Below are 21974 nucleotides of genomic sequence, written 5' to 3'. Positions count from 1 at the left end.
ATGAAGGCATGCCTGAAGAACTTCCCTGCATCCCCTTTGTCAGAACGCGCCAGGTAGCCTTTCACGATACGGACGCCTCCGGCGTGGCTCATTTCACCCGGCTGCTGTGCCTGGTAGAGGAGGTGGAGCACGAGTACCTGCGTTCCCGGGGGCTGGAGGTTCTTTCCCCCGATTGCGGCTGGCCCCGCGTGCATGTGGAGGTGGATTACGCCAGTTCCGCCGGTCTGGGCGACTGGTTGAGCATTGAATTGAGCCTGGGAGCGGTGGGAACCAGTTCGCTGGAATGGAAGTTTGCGGTGTTCCATTCGGAGCATCCGGTCATGAGTGGAAGGTATGTAGTTGTCCGCGTGGGGAAGGGGGGGAAACCGCAGGCTATTTCAGAGTCGGAGAAGGAATGCCTGATTTCAGGCTTTTCAAAAGGAGGGGATGCCTGTAAATAAGGCCCATGTCTTCTAAAAAGCCTGTCGTTCTTGTCATTCGCGACGGCTGGGGCCGCAATCCGTTGGGGCCTGATGTCGCGAAAGAGTACGGTGACGCCACTGTTCTGGCTGATACCCCCTTTACTGATTACCTCCTGGCCAACTATCCCCACAGCCTGCTGGGCGCTTCCGGGGAGGACGTGGGCCTTCCGGACGGGCAGATGGGCAACTCCGAAGTGGGGCACCTGAACCTGGGCGCTGGCCGCGTGGTTTTCCAGGATCTTTGCCGGGTGGACAACGCCATCAAGGACGGCTCCATGGGTGAAAATTCCGTGCTGAAGACCGCTTTTTCCCAGGCCGCCGGCTCCCGCCTGCACCTGCTCGGCCTGGTGAGCGACGGCGGCGTGCACAGCCATATCAACCATTTGGTAGGCATCGTTAAATACGCCTATGAAGCGGGCGTGCGCGACATCTGCATCCATGCCATCACGGACGGCCGTGACTGTTCCCCCACCAGCGGGGCCGGATTCATGCGCCAACTGGAAGAAGCCATCAAGCCTTACGGCGCGAAAATCGCCACGGTTATCGGCCGCTTCTATGCGATGGACCGCGACAAGCGCTGGGACCGCAACAAGCTGGCATGGGACGCCATCGTGCTGGGCCGCGGCGAACAGTGCACCTGTTCCCCCTCCGAATATGTGGAACAGTGCTACGCCAAGGGCGAGACGGATGAATTCCTGAAGCCCGGCATTTTTGCCTACGGCAACGAACAGCGCGTGCGCGATAATGACGTGGTGTTTTTCTTCAACTTCCGTGCGGACCGCGCCCGCCAGATGAGCGATGCCTTCCTGTATCCCGGGTTTGACGGCTTTGACCGTGAAGTGACGCCCAGGGTTCATTATGTGACGCTGACGGAGTACGATGCCAAGTATCCCTCCCCCATCGTTTTTGAACAGGAGCAGCTGGACAACATTTTCGGACAGATTGTGTCGGAAGCCGGGAAGACTCAGCTCCGCATTGCGGAAACGGAAAAATACGCCCACGTCACTTTCTTCTTTAACGGAGGCGTGGAAACGCAGTTCCCCGGCGAGGACCGCATTCTGGTTCCCTCCCCCCGTGAAGTGGCCACTTATGACCTCAAGCCCCAGATGAGCGCGGAGGAAGTGGCGGACAAGTTTGTGGACGCCGTGGACAAGTACGACGTGGTGATCATGAATTTTGCCAACGGGGACATGGTGGGCCATACCGGATTTGTGGAAGCCGGAGTCGCCGCCTGCGAAGCGGTGGACAGCGCCCTGGAAAAGTGCGTGAAGAAGGTGCTGGCCCTGGGCGGCAAGCTGCTCATCACCGCGGACCATGGCAATGCTGAACACATGCGCAATGAGGACGGCTCCCCGAACACGGCCCATACCACCAATCTTGTGGACCTCATTTACGTGGCGGACGACAAGGACCAGATCAGCCTCTCCAACGGCATTCTGGCGGACGTGGCCCCCACCCTGCTGAACCTGATGGGGCTGAAACAGCCTGCCGAAATGTCCGGGCATTCCCTGGTGACGCCGAAAAAATAACGGTTCCCGCAGTTGATCTTTGGAATCCGTTTCCGGCTTGCGTGGCTGGAAACGGATTTTTTTGTCTCCGTGTTGCCCTGACGGAAAAACGCCGGAAAAGGATGCGGATAAGCAATCCGTTACAGACTGGAGACGGGGAAGCATTCCCCTGTCCACGGGGAGCGGAGCAGTCCTTTGTGGAACTGGAATGCAAACGTCCGCCAGGATGTACCGGCTTTAGGGAAGAGGGTTCGCTAACGTTCCCTTTCAAATTGAGATGCCGGAGAGGCTTGCGCCGCATCCCGTCCGGGCACGCAGTTCCGAAGGTTTTCCCTTTCCATGCAAACGGCTTCCGATAGGCAAGGGGGAGTCATCGCAAGTTTTTCTCCCTTGGAAACACCGCTTGACCACGGATTGCTTATCCGTTGGTTTCCGGATATGCTGCCTGTCAGGAATTATGGATTGGATCTGCTGAGAATTTTGTTGTGCCTGACGGTCGTCTTTTTCCATTACAGGGGGGGAATTGCGGAGGGAGCGTGGCTGTGGATGGCTTTTTTGTCTTGAGCGGTTTTCTGGCCGTTCGATCCGCCGGAGGTTTCACACAAGGAAGCATCGGGGAATATTGCCGGAAAAAGGCTGGCGCCTGCTGCCGGTGCTGTTGATTGTCTGGACTGCCGGTTTCGCCGTTCTTCTTGTTGAAGGCCAGCAGGCGACGGCGTGGGCCGGAGTCACGCTGCTGATAGCCGCGCCGACACTTGCGATGTGGAAGATGATGGGGAATGCGGCGGTCTGGTTCATCGTCTGCATCATGGCCTTTCTGGCGCTGTTTCCGTGGCTTTACCGTTATTACGGGAAAAGGCCGTTCCTGTGGCTTCTGGCGGCAAGCGTTCTTTTTGCTGCGTTCCGGAGCGGCACCGTGATGGACTACGGCAGGCTGTATTATCAGGTGAGTTTCCACCTGTGGCAGTTTTTGCTGGGGATGTGGTGTGCGTCCTGGAATATGGAACAGTGGAAGAGTCCATGGCGGTGGTTTTGGATTGGAGCAGGCGCGGCGTGGCTGCTGGCTTCTTCCGCCGCCAGCCATGAAGGAACCGGAGCCCTGAACTATTCATTCCCGGGGTACGTTGTTTCTTCCGTCATCTTTGCCCTGTGCATTGCCTCCCTGTGGAGCGTCCGCCTGCCGTCCCTGCCTGCCTCCCCCTGAAATGGGCGGGGATTGGCGCGGGAATGAAGTGGCGGGTGGATGGCCCCCCAGTTTTATTCTGGGAATCGCCTTGTGTGTTTCCCTGGTTATCGCCTATTTCGTCTATCAGCATGTGGAGGTCCGCCAGGTGGGGAAGAGGCTGAAAAAGGCGCCGGCAACCCGGAATGAAGCTTGGGAAAGAGCAGGGGAAAATGGCACGGATGAAATATTTAGGAAAAGATGAATAAAAGACTTGTCATGATATAAAATCACGTTATATTGGCCGTCCCCAAACGCGCCGAAAGGCGCAAGAAATACGTTTTCTATCGGGTTTGCCTCCGGAAAAAAGGCGCGCTTCCTGCTTACTGAAAGGGATGTTCGCCTTGAATATCGGACCAGACCGACGAACCACAACCAAAGCAGGAAAACATGCCGACCATTAATCAGCTCGTCCGCAAGGGACGTATTACTCCGGAAGAGAAGTCCAAGTCACGCGCTCTTCATAGCTGCCCGCAACGCCGCGGTGTTTGTCTCCAGGTAATGACCCGTACGCCCAAGAAGCCGAACTCGGCTCTTCGTAAAGTGGCTAAAGTCCGTCTTACCAATGGTGAAGAAGTGATCGCCTACATCGGCGGTGAAGGTCACAACCTCCAGGAACACTCTATCGTGCTCGTTCGCGGCGGTCGTGTGAAGGACTTGCCGGGTGTTCGCTACCATATCGTCCGCGGGGCTCTTGACTGCCTCGGTGTTGACAAGCGCCGCCAGGGCCGTTCCAAGTATGGCGCCAAGCGTCCGAAGGTTGCCGCCAAGTAAACATTAACATCTTACCTACTATATATTATGGCCCGCCGTAAACGCGTCTATAGAAAAATCGAACGTCGTGACCCCCGTTACGACAGCTCTCTTGTTGGCAAACTGATCAGCAAGGTTATGCTGGATGGCAAGCGCTCCCTTGCGGAACGCATTGTTTATGCCGCCATCGACATGGCTAACGAAGGCACGGACAGCATTGATCCCCTGGAAGTGATCACCCGCGCCATTGAAAATGCCAAGCCCCGTGTGGAAGTGAAGAGCCGCCGCGTAGGTGGCGCCACCTACCAGGTGCCTCTGGAAGTGGACCCGGCCCGTTCCGAATCCCTGGCCATGCGCTGGATTGTGAACTACGCCCGCAACCGCAAGGGCGTGCCGATGCACAAGGCTCTTGCCAACGAAATCAAGGAAGCCGCCAACAACCAGGGTTCCTCCGTCCGCAAGCGCGACGACGTTCACAAGATGGCCCAGGCCAACCGCGCCTTTGCCCACTTCCGCTGGTAATCCCTTCAGCGACTGTCAGCCGAACCATTCACTTTCGATCATTACAGATACTTTCCAGACACTATGTCCGATCACGTAAACAATCCCAATCGCAAGGCTCCCCTTGAGCGCTACCGCAACATCGGTATCTCCGCTCACATTGACGCCGGCAAAACTACTTTGTCCGAGCGTATTCTTTTCTACACCGGCATGATCCACAAGATCGGTGAAACCCACGACGGTTCCACCACTACCGACTGGATGGAGCAGGAACGCGAACGCGGTATCACCATTACCTCCGCTGCCGTTACCACCAACTGGAAGCAGGTGAAAAATGAAGGTATCAGCAAAATGTTCGAAGGCGAAAACTTCCAGTTGAACATTATTGACACCCCCGGGCACGTTGACTTCACCGCTGAAGTGGAACGTTCCCTCCGCGTGCTTGACGGCGCCATCGTGGTATTCTGCGGTGTGGCCGGCGTGCAGCCCCAGACGGAAACCGTATGGCGCCAGGCCACCAAGTACAGCGTTCCCCGCATGTGCTTCGTGAACAAGATGGACCGTACCGGCGCCAACTTCAACAACGTGCTGGACGACATCCACAACAAGCTGGGTGCGAACGCCGCCGCCATTCTGATCCCCATCGGCGCTGAAGACCAGCTCCGCGGCCAGATTGACGTGGTGAACCAGAAGGCTGTCATGTATGCCGACAACGACCGTCTGGGCTCCACCTACACGGTTGAGGAAATCCCCGCTGAACTCAAGGAAGAAGCCGAACTGGCCTACCATGAACTGGTGAGCCGCGTGGCCGACGTGGACGACGAACTTGCTGAAAAGGTTCTCATGGAAGAACCCTTCACCCCCAAGGAACTCAAGGAAGCCATCCGCCGCGCCACCATCACCAACAAGTTCATCCCCGTTGCCGGTGGTTCCGCCTTCAAGAACAAGGGCGTCCAGTTCCTGCTTGACGCCGTGGTGGATTACCTCCCCTCTCCGGTGGAAACCGTTCCCGCCCACGCTGAAAGCACGCTGGATGCGGAAGAAACCTTCAAGATTACCGCTACGGACGATGCCAAGCCCATGGTTCTGGCATTCAAGCTCTGGGCTGACAAGTTTGTCGGCAAGCTGGTGTTTATCCGCGTGTACGCCGGCGTCCTCAAGAAGGGTGACACCGTGTACAACCCCCGCACCCGCAAGACGGAACGCGTGGGCCGCATCATCCAGATCCAGGCTGACCAGCACACGGACATTGACGCCGTATACTCTGGCGACATCGCCGCCATCGTGGGCCTGCGCAACGTGACCACGGGCGACACCATCACCAGCCCGGACAACGATGTCTGCCTGGAACCCCCCACCTTCCCGGAAACCGTTATTTCCATGGCCGTGGAACCCAAGACCAAGGCCGACCAGGAAAAAATGTCCAACGCTCTGGGCCGCCTGTCTGAAGAAGACCCGACCTTCCGCGTGAAGACCGACGAAGAAACCGGACAAACCCTGATCTCCGGCATGGGTGAACTTCACCTGGAAATCATCATTGACCGCCTGATGCGCGAATTCAAGGTGGAAGCCGACATCGGCAAGCCCCAGATCGCCTACCGCGAAACCATCACTGCCCCCGCCCATGGCGACGGCAAGCTGGTCAAGCAGTCCGGCGGCCGCGGCCAGTACGGCCACGTGGTGATTGACGTGAAGCCGAACGAACGCGGCAAGGGCCTCACCATCGAAAACAAGATCGTGGGCGGCGCCATTCCGAAGGAATACATGAACGCCGTCTATGCCGGCCTCAATGAAGCCATGACCACGGGCGTTATCGCCGGTTATCCGGTGGTGGACGTGCACGTTGAAGTGGTGGACGGTTCCTACCACGAAGTGGACTCCAACGAAAACGCATTCAAGATGGCCGCCATCTTCGCCATGAAGGACGCCTTCAAGAAGGCCAAGCCCATCATGCTGGAACCCATCATGTCCGTTGAAGCTTCCACGCCGACCGACTACCAGGGCGACATCATGGGTGACCTGAACCGCCGCCGCGGCCAGATCAGCAACATGGAAAACAAGGCCAACGCCTGCATCCTGAAGGCCATGGTTCCCTTGTCCGAAATGTTCGGTTATTCCACCGCCATCCGTACCCTTTCCAGTGGCCGCGCCTCCTACTCCATGGAGCCCTCCCACTTTGAACAGGTGCCTCAGAACCTCGTTGACCAGATCGTCACCGAGAAGGCTAAATAAACAAACCTTTGAAGTATAACCAATAGACCGCACGTCCATGCAAAGTCCAAAAATCCGCATTCGACTCCGCGCATTTGACTCCCGCGCCATCGACCGCTCCTCCCAGGAGATCGTTGAAACCGCCAAGCGCACCGGAGCCAAAGTTCACGGCCCGATCCCGTTGCCGACCCGCATTGAAAAATTCTCCGTGAACCGTTCCGTTCACGTCAACAAGAAGTCGGCTGAACAATTTGAAATCCGCACCCACAAGCGCCTGCTCGACATCGTCGACCCGACCGCCCGCACGATTGATGAGCTCAAGAAGCTCAATCTCCCGGCCGGTGTGGACATCACGATCCGCATCTAGTTTGGTACCCGGATAAGTAATTAAAAAACAGAAAGACACACTACAATGGCTCTAGGACTTATCGGAAAAAAGGTCGGCATGACCCGTCTGTTTGACCAGGAATCCGGCGCTATGGTGCCCGTGACCGTCATTGACGTAAAGGGCAACACCTTCGCCCAGATCAAAACGGAAGACAAGGATGGCTACAACGCCATTCAGGTTGCCTTTGATGCGCAGAAGGAAAGCCGCGTGGCCAAGCCTCAGGCCGGCCACTTCAAGAAACTGGGCATCCAGCCCACCAAGCTCCTCAAGGAATTCCGCGTGGAAGCTTCCGAACTGCCTGCTGAAGGTGCTGAAGATCCCGGCGTGGACCTCTTTTCCGCCGGCCAGTGGGTTGACGTGATCGGCACTTCCAAGGGGAAGGGCTTCCAGGGCGCGATGCGCCGCCACAACTTCCACGGCTCTCCCGCCGCCCACGGTTCCATGATGCACCGCCGTACCGGTGGTGTGGGTGGCTGTTCCACCCCCGGCCGCGTCTGGAAGAACCAGAAGATGCCCGGACAGATGGGCAATGCCAAGCGCACGGTACAGAACCTGAAGGTTGTGGCCGTACGTCCGGAAGACAACGTCATTCTTATCTCCGGCGCCGTTCCCGGTGCACGCGGTTCCTACCTCGTGATCCGCCCCGCCAAGAAGAAGTAAGGCTTTAGTTAACCTCACATTGATTATAGGAAAACCTATCTATGTCCGCAAATACCTTTACATTAGAAGCCGCCGCTGCCGCCAACATCCAGCTTGTAGGCAGTGACAAGGGCTCCCAGGCCGTGCATGACCTCATCGTGGCCTACCAGGCGAACCGCCGCACCGGTTCCGCCAACTCCAAGACCCGCGCTGAAGTCAGCGGCAACAACAAGAAGATCTTCCGCCAGAAGGGCACCGGTAATGCCCGTCACGGCGACAAGCGCGCTCCCATCTTTGTGGGCGGCGGCGTGGTCTTCGGTCCCCGCCCCTGCGACTACACCAAGAAGGTGAACAAGAGCACCCGCCGCCTGGCCCTGCGCCGCGTGCTGGGCGATCTGATCGCCGCTTCCAAGGTCAGCACCGTTGCCGAATTCTCCGTGGCCGACGGCAAGACCAAGTCCTTCATCAAGGCCGTCAAGGATCTGACGGACGCCAGGAAGGTGCTCATCGTAGCCGCTTCCTTTGACGATTCCACCTATCTTGCCGGCCGCAACGTTCAGGAAGTTCTCCTGATGACCGCCGCAGAAGTGAACATTGAACAGCTCATGAACGCTGATGCAGTGATCCTCGTTGACAACGCTTTAGAAACCCTCGCCAGCCGTACTGCTTAAGAAGCCATGAAAGACATTTACCAAGTCATCAAGAAGGTGCGCATCAGCGAAAAGGCCACCATGCTCCAGGAAACCACTGGCGAGCTGGTCCTTGAAGTTGACCGCGACGCCAACAAAATCGAAATCAAAAAGGCTGTCGAAGTCGCTTTCGGCAAGAAGGTCGCTTCCGTGCGCACCGCCAACTATGACGGCAAGCTCAAGCGTCAGCGCCGTGCTGATGCAGGTCGCACCGCTCATTGGAAAAAAGCTTACATCAAGCTTGCCAACGGTGAAACCCTTGACCTCGTTTAAAGCCCCCTACTAGGAAGGAAAGCTATCATGTCCCTCAAGTCATTCAAGCCAGTTACTCCCTCTAACCGCTACAAGGTGTGGCCGTCCTTTGACGAAATCACCACCTCTACCCCGGAAAAGAGTCTCTGCAGACCCCTCAAGAAATCCGGTGGCCGCAATAACAACGGCCGCATCACCACCCGCCACATCGGCGGTGGCCACAAGCGCAAGTATCGCCTGGTGGACTTCAAGCGCAACAAGTTTGACGTGCCCGCCACCGTGCTTACCATCGAATACGATCCCAACCGCACCTGCCGCATCGCCCTGATCGAATACAAGGACGGTGAAAAGTCCTACATCCTGGCTCCTACGGGCCTCCAGGTGGGCATGAAGGTGGAAAGCGGCCAGAAGGTTGCTCCCAAGGTCGGCAATGCGATGCCCCTGAAGAACGTTCCCCTGGGTACCTCCGTTCACAACATTGAAATCCGTCCGGGTTCCGGCGGCAAGGTTGCCCGTGCAGCCGGCCAGCAGGCCATTGTTTCCAACCGTGAAGCAGGTTATGCGCTGATCAAGATGCCCTCCGGCGAAATCCGCCGTTTCAATGAGGATTGCTACTGCACCATCGGTCAGGTTGGCAATACCCAGCACATGAACGAAATGTCCGGCAAGGCCGGCCGCACCCGCTGGATGGGCGTTCGTCCCACCGTGCGCGGTATGACGATGAACCCCGTCGACCACCCGAACGGTGGTGGTGAAGGCAAGTCCAAGTCCGGCGGCGGTCGTCAGCACCTCAAGTCTCCGTGGGGCCACGTCAAGGGCCAGAAGACCCGCCGTCTCCGCAAGCCCAGCGACTCCGTCATCGTACAGCGCCGCAACGCCAAGTAACCAATACACAATAACTTTAACTAGGATCATATAACATGGGACGTTCTCTCAAAAAAGGCCCTTTTGTCAGTCAAAAGCTTCTCGCCAAGATCGACGCTCAGCTTGAAACCGGTGACCGCAAGCCGATCAAGACCTGGAGCCGCGCATCCATGATTACGCCTGACTTCGTCGGTCTGACCTTCCTGGTGCACGCCGGCAAGAACTTTGCCACGGTGTACGTCACGGAAAACATGGTAGGCCACAAGCTTGGTGAATTTGCCCCGACTCGTGTCTTCAAACAGCACGGCGGTATCGGTAAGAAGTAATCAGTAAGTTAACAATCAACATGTCGAACTCTTCTTCCATCCTTGCCTATTCCCTTACCACCCTTGTAGGGCTGGGCGGGATACTGCAGGGAGCGGAAGAGGATACGGCGGCACTGACGCGCAGAATCGAGCGTCTCGAAAAGCAGAATGCGGCCCTCAAGGCATCCTATGTCCAGGCCCGCAGCGACGCCGACAAGGCGGCCGCCCAGCTGGTGGACATCCGTACCCGGCTGGAAGCTTTGGGAGGCGCAGCGCTAGGTAATAGTGAGGAACGCCTGATTCAGGCGGTGGCAGACATCGAAGCCTCCAATGACCGCATTCAGCGGCTGGAGCAGGCGTCCGTCAAGCTCTCCGGAGCCATCCTCGCCTACATGAAACAAGCCATATCCGAGGACGCAAATGCAAGGACGGCAGTGGAAAGCTCCCTGCGCCTGCTGGAGTCCGTTCTGGGATACAGGCAACAGCCCGTGCGAGATGGCGCGGGAACCCTGGCGGAAGCCAAGGTGCTCAGCATTGACTCCGAATCCGGAGTAGTGGTGCTGAACGCCGGCAGAACGGCAGGGATGCAAGTCGGGATGCCCGTACAGGTGACCCGGGGAGCGCAAACCATCGGAGAAGCCGTAGTCACGGACGTCCGCAAGGAAGTATGTGGCGCGCTTGTTCAGAAACTTGCGGCGCCCGCCGAGCCGGTGCGCGTCGGAGATTCTGCCTCAGTAAAAACCAACGACTAAATCATCTTCATCAATAACCTGCACTACGAGGAAAAACCCATGGAAGTGAAAGCTGTTTACAAATACGCCCGCATCTCTGCCAAGAAGATGCGCGATATTGCTCAAGAAATTCAAGGCTTGTCCGTCTCCCAGGCGACCGACATCCTGTCCTACACCCCCAAGAAGGGTGCCTACCTGCTGAATAAGACGCTCAAGTCCGCCTTGGCCAACGCCGAGAATAATGCGGAACTGTCCGTTGACACGCTGGTGGTCAAGTCCGTCATGGTCGATGAAGGCCCCACGATGCGCCGCACGATGCCCCGCGCCCGTGGATCCGCCAACATGATCCGCAAGCGCACATCCCATATCACCGTCGTACTGGCCGATCAAGAAGGCTAAGTCATTCCAATCTAACACACATATAGCTGAACTAATATCATGGGTCAGAAAGTAAATCCAATCGGGTTCCGCCTCGCCGTCAACAAGGACTGGCGTTCCAAGTGGTACGCCACGGGCCAGGATTACGCCACCAAGCTGCATGAAGACTTGGTGATGCGCAAGTACATCAAGGAACAGTTGATGTCCGCCGCCGTCTCCAGCATCGTGATTGAACGCGCCTGGAACAGCGTCCGCATTACCGTCCACACCGCCCGTCCTGGTCTTGTCATCGGCCGCAAGGGTGAAGAAATTGAAAAGATCCGCCAGTACCTCCAGGGCCTGTGCGGCGCTTCCACCCAGGTCAACATTGACATCGTGGAAATCCGTTCCCCTGAAACAGACGCCCAGCTCATCGCTGAAAACGTGGCCGTCCAGCTGGAACGCCGCGTTTCCTTCCGCCGCGCCATGAAGCGCGCCGTGCAGGTAGCCATGGAACGTGGCGCCGACGGCATCCGCATCCGCTGCGCTGGCCGTCTCGGCGGCGCCGATATCGCCCGTGCCGAATGGTACCGCGAAGGCAAAGTGCCGTTGCAGACGCTCCGCACCCCGATTGACTACGGTTTCGCCGAAGCCCGCACCCTGTACGGCATCATCGGCGTGAAGTGCTGGGTCAACAAGCGCGATGAAGTCGTCTCCCAGCAGACCTCACGCCCGTCCGGCCCCCGCGGTCCCCGTCGTCCGCGTGCCTAAGAAAGCCGCCATCACATTGTTCATCACACTTAACACAAGGAGGAATAAGATATGCCTTTAATGCCCAAAAGAGTGAAGCACCGCAAGATGCACCGCGGCAGCCGTTCCGGCAATGCCACCAGCGGTACCTATGTTGCCTTTGGTGACTTCGGCCTTCAGGTGCTCGACCGCGGTTGGATCACCAACAACCAGATTGAAGCCTGCCGTATTGCGATCAACCGTTACCTGAAACGTAAAGGTAAGGTGTTCATCCGCATTTTCCCGCAGAAGTCCTTTACGTCCCGTCCCCCGGATACTCGTATGGGTAAGGGCAAGGGCGCCGTGGAAGGCTGGGTGGCCGTTGTCCGTCCCGGCAACATTCTGTTTGAAGTAGGCGGCGTGACCGAATCCCAGGCCCGTGAAGCCCTTCGTCTGGCTTCCAACAAGCTGGGCGTGCCGACCCGCTTCGTCTATCGTCAAGGCGTTCAACACTAAAGCTACTCATCACCATGTCCGATAAGAATTCCCCCAAAGAACTTCGTGCTATGTCCGCCAAGGAGCTTTCCGCTCTGGTGCGCAGCCTTCGTGAAGAACTCTTCAATCTCCGTCTTCAGCAGGCCACCGGCCAGCTGGAAAACAACCAGAGAATCCGCACTGTCCGCAAGGACCTTGCCCGTGCCCTTACCATTAAGGGTGAAACCGGGGAAGCGTAAGCTGAGGATTTCCGGTAACAACAGAACATTCTAACACTTTTAGAATCCAATGTCCGAACAAACCGAAACAACCAAGAAGCCCGGCCTTCGCAAGACGCGCGTCGGCGTGGTGACCTCCACCAAGATGGACAAGACCATCGTCGTGGAATACGTTGCCCGCGTTCCGCACCCCAAGTTCAAGAAGATCGTCAAGAAGAGCAAGAAGTTCTATGCCCATGACGAAAATTCCACGGCCAAGGTAGGCGATAAGGTACGTATCGTTGAAACCCGCCCGCTTTCCAAGCTCAAGTGCTGGGAACTGGTGGAAGTGCTTACCCACTAATCAGGAATCAACCATTAAATAAAGGAGATTTGATACCATGATCCAGATGGAATCCCTAGTCCAGGTGGCCGACAACACCGGCGCCCGCTCCGCCAAGATGATTGGCGTCATCGGCAAGCGCACCCGTCAGGCCCACATTGGCGACATTATTACCTGCCACATCCGCGAGTCCATTCCCACCGCTTCCGTGAAGAAGGGTACTGTGGTGAAGGCCGTGGTGGTGCGCACCGCCGCCCCGATCCGCCGTGATGACGGCTCCGTGCTCCGCTTTGACGGTAACGCCGTCGTCATTATCGACAAGGACAACAACCCGCGCGGCACCCGTATTTTCGGGCCGGTCGCCCGTGAACTCCGTGAAAAGAAGTTCATGAAGATTGTTTCCCTTGCTCCGGAAGTGCTCTAACCGAGACACCTCAGGATTTTGAACGCCGTTCTCTGAAGAGAGGACGGCGTTTTTTTGTTGCCCGTATTTTTCCGGTGAATGTGTGTTTGAGGCGTTTTTCATGAGAAACAATAAAGTCACCGGAACTACGAGTTTGCCGGGCGTCTGGGAAGAGAGTCCGGAATAGTTTATGGGGCAGGTTTTTTCCTGTTTTTGAAACGTCCCGATGGATTCCCGTGTTTCCGAGTTGGGAACGTGTTTTTACATCGCACGGCATGAAGATGTCGATACGGGTTTTTCAGGCGGAAGGGAGGCAAGGGCCTCAGGCGGTCTGTCTGAGAGAATGTCTTGGGGCGTGCCGGGAGCCAAGAGACTTGAGATGCGCCCGTTCCGCTTCCGGGCAGGGGATGACGGCGGAAGATGCGGGAACCGCTGATAGAAGGCCATTTCAGAGAATTCGGAGAGGGAAGGCTGTTTGTCCCGTCTGAATCCGGATTTGGGGCCCAGGGATAGGGCAAAGAGCGGGAAACGCGTTGTTCGGGATTGCTGTTCTTGCTGCCGCCGGACAGGAAAGGAGCCTTTTTCCGAGCGTTACGCGCAGGAGAAAGGCCGGGAGATCCCGGGGAGGCCAAGGCGGAGGGGGCCACGCGCACGCTAGTGTTTGTGCTGTTCCGCGCGGGTTTTTTCCAACTGCTGGGAGGAACCGCAGGCCGGGCACCGGAACCAGTGGAAGAGGAATATATGCAGAGCCGTGGCAAATACGTAGCCGAAGAGGGGGATGCGATGGGCCGCCTTGTTGCGGGTGTATTTTTTAAAGGAGAAGACGTGGGCGCGGCATACGCTACATTTCCGGGGCAACGCCAGGGAAAGATACAGGATCAGCGCCAGAAACCAGGGGCCGAAGCATAGGCTGATGATTAACCAGCCTCGTTCCCCGTTGAGAAGCACGAGGGTGATGATTGCGATGGAAAAGAGGGTGCAGACGAAGAGGAGGAGGACGGAGGCGGCTCCCAGCCATGTCCGGAAAGGAGTCATGTGCTTGACGCCCTTTTTGCGCAGGTAGGTTTTTGGCTCTTGCCGGACATGGACGCGCTTGGCGGGCTGGTAGCTTTGTTCTTCCTGGCGCCTTGCCTTGGTGGAGAGATGTTTCGCAGGGCCGTCGGCACGAGGGCGTGGCCGTTTTTCCCTGCCGGGTCCGGATGTCCGCGGAGTTGTCTTCACCGCCGGAGCCAGTTCCACCACGGGAGTGGCAAGCGGGAGGCTTCCGTCCGTGGAAGCGTGCAGTGCAGCCGGTTCCGGCGCTGTGGGCATTGCAAGCGCCTGGTTCACCCATTCCCTGAAAACGGGAGCCGGAGGTATTTCCGTGCGCAGTTTCAGCATCCGTTTTGCCTGATGGAGTTCAGGCAAAACGGTGAAAGGGTCCGCGGAAGCGAATTGTTCAAGAGTACGTATGCCCACCGCTTCCAGCAATTCAATGAATTGCTCACGACCGGCAAAGTACTGTTGAAGGTCATTCATTCCCGGAAGAATAGATGATTAGGAAAGGGAATCAAGCATCCCTTTCAGTTGGGCCTGTTTTGCCTCCCAATCCGCCAGACGGGCTTTTTCCTGGTCCACGACTTCCGCCGGGGCTCTTTCTACAAAGCCCGCATTGCCCAGCTTGGAGGAGGATTTGGCGATTTCCCTGGCAATTTTGTCCAGCTCCTTGCCCAGTCGTTCCTTTTCCGCTTCCACGTCAATGAGTCCTTCCAGGGGAAGGAAGAGCTCTCCCAGCGGCGTGAGGGCCGCAGGCGTTCCCTTGGGGGCGGAGTAGGCAGCGTCCCGGGTGACGGATTTGGCGTTTGCCAGAATGGACAGCCGGAAGAGGATGTCCAGCGGGACGTCATGGGTGGTTTTCAGGATGAAGCTGACGTTTTTGTTGTTGGAGAGGTCGTATTCCGCCTTCAGGTTCCGGGCCTTGTTGGCCGTTTCATAGAGAGCCGCAGCCTGGGTGTTCGCCAGCGTGATGCGGGTTTCGTCCAGCCCTGCCAGAAGACCGTCCGCGGAGGGGAGCGGGGTGCGCATGAGCGGAAGGCCGCCGTTGGCGTCCGCAAAGCCCAGGGAAGCCCAGAGTTCCTCCGTGATGTGCGGCATGACCGGATGCAGCAGGGCCAGGTAGTGCCTGAGCACCGTGTCCATGGTGGTTAGCGTGGCCGCCCGTGCCGCAGGGTCCGCTCCGTCCCTCAAATCTCCCTTGACGGCTTCCAGGAAGCGGTCGCAGTATTCGTTCCAGAAGAATTGGTACAGGTTCTGGATGAGGGCGTTGAATTCGTAGTCCGCCAGCGCTTTTTCCACATCTGCATGGAGCTGCTTGAGCTTGGAGATGATGGAGATGTGCACGGGGGAGTAGTGCGGCGCAGCGTCTTCCTCCGCCGCGCCCTGCATCAGGCGGAAGCGGGTGGCGTTGTAAAGTTTGTTGGCAAAGTTCCTGCCCTCGCCGATCTGGTTTTCGTCAAAGCGCACGTCCGTGCCCGTGGGGGCGATGCGCATGAGGCCGAAGCGGAGGCCGTCCGCGCCGTAGTTGGCGATCAGGTCCAGCGGGTCCGGGGAGTTGCCCAGGGATTTGCTCATTTTACGTCCTATTTTGTCGCGGATGATGGACGTGAAGAAGACGTTGCTGAACGGCTTGTCATGCTGGAAGCGGTAGCCGGCCATGATCATGCGGGCCACCCAGAAGAAGATGATGTCCGGTCCCGTGACGAGGTCCGTGGTGGGGTAGAATTTGGCGCGGGTTTCGTCATCCATGGTGGAGAAGGGCCACAGCCAGGAGGAGAACCATGTGTCCATCACGTCGCTGTCCTGAGTCCAGTTTTCCGGATCCGCGGGCGGCTCGGTTCCCACGTAGAGGAAGCCTTGCTCCAGGGCGGAGGCGTCCAGAGCAGGGGCGTTCCTGAGTTCTTCCGCCTTGTCCTTCCGGTACCAGACGGGGATGCGGTGCCCCCACCAGAGCTGGCGGGAGATGCACCAGTCCTGGATGTTTTCCAGCCAGTGGGCATAGGTTTTCGCCCAGCGCGCGGGGCGGAAGGTGATGTCCCCGCCGGCCACGGCGTCCGCCGCCTCCTTCACGCACGGGTATTTGAGGAACCATTGCATGGAGAGGCGCGGTTCGATCGGGACGTTGGCGCGTTCGGAGAAGCCCACCTTGTTGTCATAGTCTTCAATTTTGACCATGAGGCCCGCGGCTTCCAGCATTTCCACGGATTTCCGGCGCGCGTCAAAGCGGTCCATGCCGTGCAGTTCCGGCACTTCCGTGCAGTTGATATGGCCGTCGGGGGTGAGGATGTCTATGATTTCCAGATTGAATTTCCGGCCTATTTCAAAGTCGGCCTTGTCATGGGCCGGGGTGATTTTCAGAGCGCCCGTGCCGAATTCTATTTCCACGTATTCATCCCCGATGATGGGAATGGGGGCGGCGTTGAGCGGGCGCATGACGTTTTTGCCGATGAGGTGGGCGTACCGCGGGTCCTTCGGGTTGACGGCCACGGCCACGTCCGCCATGATGGTTTCCGGACGGGTGGTGGCTACGTGAAGGGCTCCGGAGCCGTCTTCCAGCTTGTAGAGGACGGTGTAAAGCTTGCTTTTTTGCTCCGTCATGATGACTTCCTCATCGGAGAGGGCGGTGAGGGAAACGGGGCACCAGTTGACCATGCGGCGGCCGCGGTAGATGAGGCCTTCCCGGAAGAGGTCAATGAATACCTGCCCGACGGCTTTGGTGTATTCCTCATCCATCGTGAAGCGTTCGCGGTCCCAGTCACAGGAGCAGCCCAGCTTGTGGAGCTGGTTGATGATGATGCCGCCGTGTTTTTCCTTCCATTCCCAGACTTTTTCCAGGAAGGCTTCACGGCCCAGGTCATGGCGGCTCTTTCCCGTCGTCTGCTTGAGGTCCTTTTCCACCCGTACCTGAGTGGCGATTCCGGCGTGGTCCGTGCCCGGCAGCCACAGGGCTTCATATCCTTTCTGGCGCGCGCGGCGCACCAGGATGTCCTGGATGGTGTTGTTCAGCACATGGCCCAGGTGGAGCACTCCCGTGACGTTGGGGGGAGGAATGACGACGGAGTAGGCAGGCTTTTCAGAAGCCGGGTCAGCCTTGAAACAACCTTCTTCAATCCAGCGGGATTGCCATTTTTCTTCCACTAGGGACGGATCATATGCTTTGGGCAGATCAGACATGGGCAAAAGGGTACCATAAAGTTTTTTTCTTTCAATCCCTACCTGCCCTGGGATGGGTGGAAAAACCGGCTCTTTCCGCCCCAGGGGCAGCAGTATGAAAAAGCCGCCGGCTCCCTGGCGGGAACCGGCGGCCTGAGCGGAGTTTTTTCAGGATTTATTTGACCGTCACGGTCGTCTGGGCCGGCTTGAGGCCGTTGGAGATGACCTGGAGCGTCACTTTTCCGGATTCACCCTTGCGGGAACGCAGAATGACCTGGGCAAGACCGTTGAAGGCCTTGATTTTCATGATGTTTTTGTTTTCCGGGTTCGCCATGGTGGTGAAGTCCGTGGGATCGCCGTTGCAGATGCCGGCAATGTCCGCGGGGCCGCTTACCTTGAAGGTGAGCTGGTTTTTGCTGCGGGGCACCATGCGGCCCTGCGCGTCGCGGACGGCCACGGTGACGTAGGAGAGGTCATAGCCGTCTCCCTTGATTTCACTGCGGTCCGGCTTGAGGGTGAGCGCCGCCGGTTTTCCGGTGGTGGTTACCGTGTCCGTAGCCCAGGGCTTGCCGTCTTTTTTGACGACGACTTTGAGGGTGCCGGGCGTGTATTTCACGTCTTCCCACACGAGGCGGTAGCGGTCTTTTTCACCGGTGCCCTTTTTGCGGACGCCCTGGGATTTCCCGTTGAGGAAGAGTTCCGCTTCATCCCCGCTGGTGTAGACATGCACGGGCGTTACCTGGCCTTTGCGTTCCGGCCAGTTCCAGTGCGGCAGGATGTGGGCCATTTTGACATCCGGCCTCCAGTGGGCCTGGTAGATGTAGAAGCGGTCTTTCTTGAAGCCGCACAGGTCCACGATGCCGAAGTAGGAACTGCGGGAGGGAGCGCGGTTGCCCAGCTTCTTGAGCTCGGCCATCAGTTTTTCACGTTCCGGACCTTCCGGCACGTTCAGGGCGTTGGTGGCGTCCAGGTTGTACGGGGTGGGTTCTCCCAGGTAGTCGAAGCCCGTCCACACGTATTCGCCCGCGCTGTTGGGGTTGTCGTCCTGGGCGGCGAATTCCACGTCCGGGCGGTAGGCCCAGCCGGGGGCGTAGAGGTCATAGGAGCTGACCTGGTAGAGGAAGAAGCCCTTGCTCTTGTTCCAGTCCACGGGGAAGAAGTATTCTCCGCGCGTGCTGACGCAGGAGGAGGTTTCACTGGCGTAGAAGGGCTGGTCCGGGCGATCCTTGGAGAAGGCCTTGTACGCCCAGGGCTTGTAGTTGTAGCCATAGACGTCCATCGTGTCCGCGAAGCCGTTCCGGGCGGCCCCGGCGTCATTGCAGCCGGCCGTCACCTTGCGGGTGGGGTCTTCCCGGTGGAAGAGGTCCGTGAGGTTCTGGGAGACGCTATGCAGGTTTTTGTTGCCCTGTTCCGGCACTTCATTGCCCGTGCTCCAGGCGATGACGCTGGGATGGTTGCGGTCCCGGTGGCAGAAGTTGACCAGGTCGCGTTCATGCCATTCGTCAAAGTAGTTGTGGTAGTCCTGCCCTTTTTTGGCGCTGTGCCACATGTCGAAGAGTTCGTCAATGACCAGGATGCCCATTTTGTCGCACAGGTCCAGCACTTCCGGCGCGGGAGGGTTGTGGGACGTACGGATGGAGTTGACGCCGAATTCCTTCAGGATTTCAATCTGGCGTTCATAGCCGCGCGTATGGGCGGCTCCGCCCAGCGGCCCCAGGTCATGGTGCTGGCAGACGCCCTTGAGCTGCACGCGCTCCCCGTTGAGGTAGAAGCCCGTGGGCTTCCATTCAATGGTGCGCACGCCAAAGTTCGTGAGTTTCTGGTCAATGACCTTGTCACCCAGCTTGACCGTGGTTTTCATCTTGTACAGATGGGGGGCCTCAAGCGTCCACAGGGTGGGGTTTTTAAGCGTCAGCGTGCTGGTGACCTTGCCTTTTTCCCCGGCGGGGATCGCTTCCCCCCTGGTGGTGGTTGTGGCCACTACCTTGTCACCGTCCAGAATTTCTTCCGTAACGGAGGGGGTGACGGCCTTGTCCGTGGTGTTTTTCACCGTGGTGTCCACTTCCACCTTGGCGGAGGATTTAGTGATTTCCGGGGTTTTGACGAAGACGCCCCAGTGTTCGATGTGCACGGGGTTGGATTCCGTGAGCCACACATGGCGGTGGATGCCGCCGCCCGGATACCAGCGGGAGGAGTTGGGGGGATTGTCCACCCTGACGGCGATGGTGTTTTTCTGGCCGAATTTCAGGAAGGGCGTGATGTCCACGCGGAAGGAGCCGTACCCGTATTTCCATTCGCCGGCCAGGTCTCCGTTTACATAGATTTTTGGGCGGGACATGATGCCGTCAAAATCCAGATAGAATTGGTTGCCCTTGGCGTCCGCCGGTACTTCCAGCGTTTTGCGGTACCAGCCGATGCCGTCCCACGGGAGTTTGCCTGTTTCATTGGGAAGGTCCATGCGGTATGGCCCTTCCACACCCCAGTCATGCGGCAGGTTCAGGGAACGCCAGTTTTTGTCGTTGAAACCGGGGCTGGAGGGATGGTCCGCTTTGCTGGCTCCGGCGGCGGCCTGCGGGCGGATGATTTCCCCCTTGTCGTTTTTAAAGGTGATTTCACGGATGCTGGCCCAGTTGCTCTGGTTGTTGCCCGTGACGGTGACGCGGAAGTAGCGAGGCTTGCCGGTTTTGTTTTCCACCGTGTCTTCCTTGGAGTCGTTTTGTCCGGAAGTTTTGTCTTCAATGGTCGTCCAGCGTTTTCCGTCACCGGAGCCTTCCAGCTTGAAAAGATGGTTGTTTTGTTTTTCCCACAGGATGTTGACGGTTTTCACGTCCACGGGGCGTCCCATGTCCACAGTGATTTTCTCCCCGCTTTTGCCGCCGTCGGCACACCAGCGGGTGGACTTGTCCCCGTCCACGGCATTGTCCGCCGGATTGCCGGATTCCTCACTGGTGGCAGTGGCGAATCCCATGGCTTTTCCCGGTTCCGGCTGTGTGCTGCCATCCGGCATTTTTCCGAAACGGGCAAATTTCCAGTTCCAATCCAGGCTCTCCGTTTTGGTGGCGTCCAGGGGCGCCGCCATGAGGCTGGCGATGCTGAACGCAGTAATGCAGAGGGTCGTGCGTGTAATGTTGGTGAACATATCTGTGGTATTACGACTGGAAATCTGCAATCTTGCAAGATTTTTATTCAGCAGAATGCGGTTTCTGCACGGATTCCGTCAGCAGGGCTTCACGTATCCGGCGGGATGACTTGCAGCCGCCGTCCGGTTATGTATGGAGGCGTCTTCCGGAAATATGGTTGAGAGGAAGCTGCCCCCGGTCAAAGAAAGAGGACGAATGAATCGGTTGGATGGACTGGAACCGGGGGAATGAAAAAGAGAATGCCGGACCGGCCTTGTTGAATGGGCCGGTCCGGCAACGGGGGAAAGGGGAGAGGCGGGAGGAACTCAGATGTACACCTTGACGATGGCTTTTTTCCGGAGGCGTTCCACCCATTTTTTATAGCGTTCATTGCTGCGCTTGTTGCGCGCCATCATGTCGATCTGCTCCTTGATGGCGGAAAGTGGCGGAGGAGGGGCCAGTTCCTTTTTTTCCACCAGCACGATGGTGAAGCCGGTGGAGTCCACCAGCGGCCCGATGATTTCGCCGGGCTGCGCGCCAAAGATGATGGCGGCGGATTCCGGGGAGAGCGTGGAGCGCTCCGTGACGGGCCAATCGCCGCCTTTTTCCGCATAGAGGTCTTTGGAGTACCGCTTGGCCATGTCTTCAAAGGTGGCGTTTTTGGATTTGATTTCCTTGGCGATGAGTTCCGCCAGGTTGAGCTGCACTTCCGGCGTGGAGGCGGAGTCGTCCCCCAGCATGGGGATGAAGATTTTCTTGAATTTGATTTTGTCCTTGGTCAGGTCCCGGTATTGTTCCTTGGTTGCCTCGTATTCCTGCCGTATTTCTTCCGGGGTGGGCGGTATTTCCTGGTCGTATTTGGAGGCGCGCATGATCTGGACCTGGAGCTGTTTTTTCGTCATTTCCCGGAAGGCGCGGATGGTCATGCCGGAGAGGTTGAGGTTTTTCAGGAAAGCGGAGCGGTCACCGTTGAAGGTGGTCAGGATGGTGCGGTTGATTTCCTGGTCAATGAGGGAGTCGCGGATGACGCCGCCCATGCCTTCGAATTCGTTGCGGAGCAGTTCGCGCTCCACCAGGTCTTCAATGATGTTTTTTTTCGCCAGGGCGAGCTGTTTGTAGAATTCGGGACCCTGTTTGGGGTACTGGGCCGCGAGTTGCGCGCCGATGGGCATGAGCCGCACGCTGACTTCATTGGCCGTGATCGGGCGACCGTTGACGGTGGCCGCTATCCGGTTGACGATGCGCTGGGGCTGCATGCGGGAGGCCGGCGCTTCGTTCGGGGAGATGCGCTTGGATTCGTCCGGACGCACCGTTTCTCTTCCTTCATCCCCGTGGAGCTGAACGGCCCGGGGAAGGGAGGCCCGGGAATCCACGATGCTTTGCGCCTGTGCAGATAAGGCCATGGTACAGATGAGAAGCGCCTGGATGTGGGTTCTGATATTCATGGAGGGGAGAAAAAGAAGCTTTAATGTTTCCGGATGATAGGGAACAGCCCTGTAAAGACAATCTATTTCTGGGTATGTATGGATACCGCCCTGCATGGTAGGGAGGGCCGTCTCCACACTTTTGCTGACTGTGGATGTGCTTGGTAAATGCCGTTTTTCCCTATACAGTGTGCG

General features: G+C 57.9%; 23 protein-coding genes. 19 read left to right on the top strand and 4 right to left on the bottom strand.

Annotated elements, in window-relative coordinates:
- Positions 1 to 8: 8 nt before the first annotated feature.
- The 19 genes from J5W70_RS01685 (at position 9) to rplN (ending at position 13069) form a co-directional block, all read left to right on the top strand.
- Positions 9 to 440 (top strand): acyl-CoA thioesterase, encoded by a 432-nt coding sequence (locus J5W70_RS01685; RefSeq protein ID WP_022397780.1) that lies wholly within the window; start codon positions 9 to 11, stop codon positions 438 to 440.
- A 5-nt stretch (positions 441 to 445) separates the two neighbouring features.
- Entirely contained in the window at positions 446 to 1990 is a 1545-nt protein-coding gene (gene gpmI, locus J5W70_RS01680) for a 2,3-bisphosphoglycerate-independent phosphoglycerate mutase (protein ID WP_022397781.1), read from the top strand.
- 502 nt (positions 1991 to 2492) lie between these two features.
- Entirely contained in the window at positions 2493 to 3173 is a 681-nt protein-coding gene (locus J5W70_RS01675; RefSeq protein ID WP_330013385.1) for an acyltransferase family protein, read from the top strand.
- A 408-nt stretch (positions 3174 to 3581) separates the two neighbouring features.
- Complete coding sequence (gene rpsL, locus J5W70_RS01670; RefSeq protein WP_102721861.1) at positions 3582 to 3965, top strand: 30S ribosomal protein S12; 384 nt, start codon at positions 3582 to 3584, stop codon at positions 3963 to 3965.
- Between the two features lie 27 nt (positions 3966 to 3992).
- Complete coding sequence (rpsG, locus tag J5W70_RS01665; RefSeq protein ID WP_022397785.1) at positions 3993 to 4466, top strand: 30S ribosomal protein S7; 474 nt, start codon at positions 3993 to 3995, stop codon at positions 4464 to 4466.
- Between the two features lie 63 nt (positions 4467 to 4529).
- The gene (gene fusA, locus J5W70_RS01660; RefSeq protein WP_022397786.1) at positions 4530 to 6677 is read left to right on the top strand and encodes an elongation factor G; all 2148 of its coding nucleotides are present in this window, start codon (positions 4530 to 4532) and stop codon (positions 6675 to 6677) included.
- 37 nt (positions 6678 to 6714) lie between these two features.
- Positions 6715 to 7023: a 30S ribosomal protein S10 gene (gene rpsJ / locus J5W70_RS01655; RefSeq protein ID WP_022397787.1), complete on the top strand. Its 309-nt coding sequence runs from the start codon at positions 6715 to 6717 to the stop codon at positions 7021 to 7023.
- 45 nt (positions 7024 to 7068) lie between these two features.
- Positions 7069 to 7704 carry a 50S ribosomal protein L3 gene (gene rplC / locus J5W70_RS01650; RefSeq protein WP_022397788.1) on the top strand — a complete coding sequence of 212 codons (636 nt, stop codon included), beginning with the start codon at positions 7069 to 7071 and terminating at the stop codon, positions 7702 to 7704.
- 41 nt (positions 7705 to 7745) lie between these two features.
- The gene (gene rplD / locus J5W70_RS01645) at positions 7746 to 8354 is read left to right on the top strand and encodes a 50S ribosomal protein L4 (protein ID WP_022397789.1); all 609 of its coding nucleotides are present in this window, start codon (positions 7746 to 7748) and stop codon (positions 8352 to 8354) included.
- A gap of 6 nt (positions 8355 to 8360) precedes the next feature.
- On the top strand, positions 8361 to 8645 hold the full coding sequence (gene rplW, locus J5W70_RS01640; RefSeq protein WP_022397790.1) for a 50S ribosomal protein L23: 285 nt from the start codon (positions 8361 to 8363) through the stop codon (positions 8643 to 8645).
- 27 nt (positions 8646 to 8672) lie between these two features.
- Entirely contained in the window at positions 8673 to 9509 is an 837-nt protein-coding gene (rplB, locus tag J5W70_RS01635; RefSeq protein WP_012419358.1) for a 50S ribosomal protein L2, read from the top strand.
- A gap of 35 nt (positions 9510 to 9544) precedes the next feature.
- Entirely contained in the window at positions 9545 to 9814 is a 270-nt protein-coding gene (rpsS, locus tag J5W70_RS01630; protein WP_022397792.1) for a 30S ribosomal protein S19, read from the top strand.
- A 20-nt stretch (positions 9815 to 9834) separates the two neighbouring features.
- Positions 9835 to 10545, top strand: a complete 711-nt coding sequence (locus J5W70_RS01625) for a hypothetical protein (RefSeq protein ID WP_022397793.1) — start codon at positions 9835 to 9837, stop codon at positions 10543 to 10545.
- 39 nt (positions 10546 to 10584) lie between these two features.
- On the top strand, positions 10585 to 10923 hold the full coding sequence (rplV, locus tag J5W70_RS01620; protein ID WP_022397794.1) for a 50S ribosomal protein L22: 339 nt from the start codon (positions 10585 to 10587) through the stop codon (positions 10921 to 10923).
- 39 nt (positions 10924 to 10962) lie between these two features.
- A complete protein-coding gene (gene rpsC / locus J5W70_RS01615; RefSeq protein WP_022397795.1) occupies positions 10963 to 11652 on the top strand; it encodes a 30S ribosomal protein S3 in 690 nt (229 codons plus the stop codon).
- Positions 11653 to 11703: 51 nt separating this feature from the next.
- Positions 11704 to 12126 carry a 50S ribosomal protein L16 gene (gene rplP, locus J5W70_RS01610; protein ID WP_022397796.1) on the top strand — a complete coding sequence of 141 codons (423 nt, stop codon included), beginning with the start codon at positions 11704 to 11706 and terminating at the stop codon, positions 12124 to 12126.
- A gap of 14 nt (positions 12127 to 12140) precedes the next feature.
- Positions 12141 to 12344, top strand: a complete 204-nt coding sequence (gene rpmC / locus J5W70_RS01605; protein ID WP_022397797.1) for a 50S ribosomal protein L29 — start codon at positions 12141 to 12143, stop codon at positions 12342 to 12344.
- A gap of 49 nt (positions 12345 to 12393) precedes the next feature.
- Positions 12394 to 12666, top strand: coding sequence for a 30S ribosomal protein S17 (gene rpsQ, locus J5W70_RS01600; RefSeq protein ID WP_012419351.1), 273 nt, complete (start codon positions 12394 to 12396; stop codon positions 12664 to 12666).
- Positions 12667 to 12703: 37 nt separating this feature from the next.
- On the top strand, positions 12704 to 13069 hold the full coding sequence (gene rplN / locus J5W70_RS01595; RefSeq protein WP_012419350.1) for a 50S ribosomal protein L14: 366 nt from the start codon (positions 12704 to 12706) through the stop codon (positions 13067 to 13069).
- A gap of 633 nt (positions 13070 to 13702) precedes the next feature.
- On the opposite strand, the gene J5W70_RS01590 is transcribed toward rplN, so the two are convergent.
- From J5W70_RS01590 to J5W70_RS01575, 4 genes are all read right to left on the bottom strand, one after another.
- On the bottom strand, positions 13703 to 14566 hold the full coding sequence (locus tag J5W70_RS01590) for a hypothetical protein (protein ID WP_022397798.1): 864 nt from the start codon (positions 14564 to 14566) through the stop codon (positions 13703 to 13705).
- Between the two features lie 18 nt (positions 14567 to 14584).
- Positions 14585 to 17257: a valine--tRNA ligase gene (locus J5W70_RS01585; RefSeq protein ID WP_022397799.1), complete on the bottom strand. Its 2673-nt coding sequence runs from the start codon at positions 17255 to 17257 to the stop codon at positions 14585 to 14587.
- Between the two features lie 154 nt (positions 17258 to 17411).
- On the bottom strand, positions 17412 to 20375 hold the full coding sequence (gene galB / locus J5W70_RS01580; RefSeq protein WP_022397800.1) for a beta-galactosidase GalB: 2964 nt from the start codon (positions 20373 to 20375) through the stop codon (positions 17412 to 17414).
- A 306-nt stretch (positions 20376 to 20681) separates the two neighbouring features.
- Positions 20682 to 21800 carry a peptidylprolyl isomerase gene (locus J5W70_RS01575; protein ID WP_022397801.1) on the bottom strand — a complete coding sequence of 373 codons (1119 nt, stop codon included), beginning with the start codon at positions 21798 to 21800 and terminating at the stop codon, positions 20682 to 20684.
- Positions 21801 to 21974 lie beyond the last annotated feature (174 nt).

It is taken from the genome of Akkermansia massiliensis, assembly GCF_018847375.1.
GTDB lineage: Bacteria > Verrucomicrobiota > Verrucomicrobiia > Verrucomicrobiales > Akkermansiaceae > Akkermansia > Akkermansia massiliensis.
Note: the sequence above shows the minus strand (reverse complement) of the source record. Positions and strands in the feature narration are given on the sequence as shown.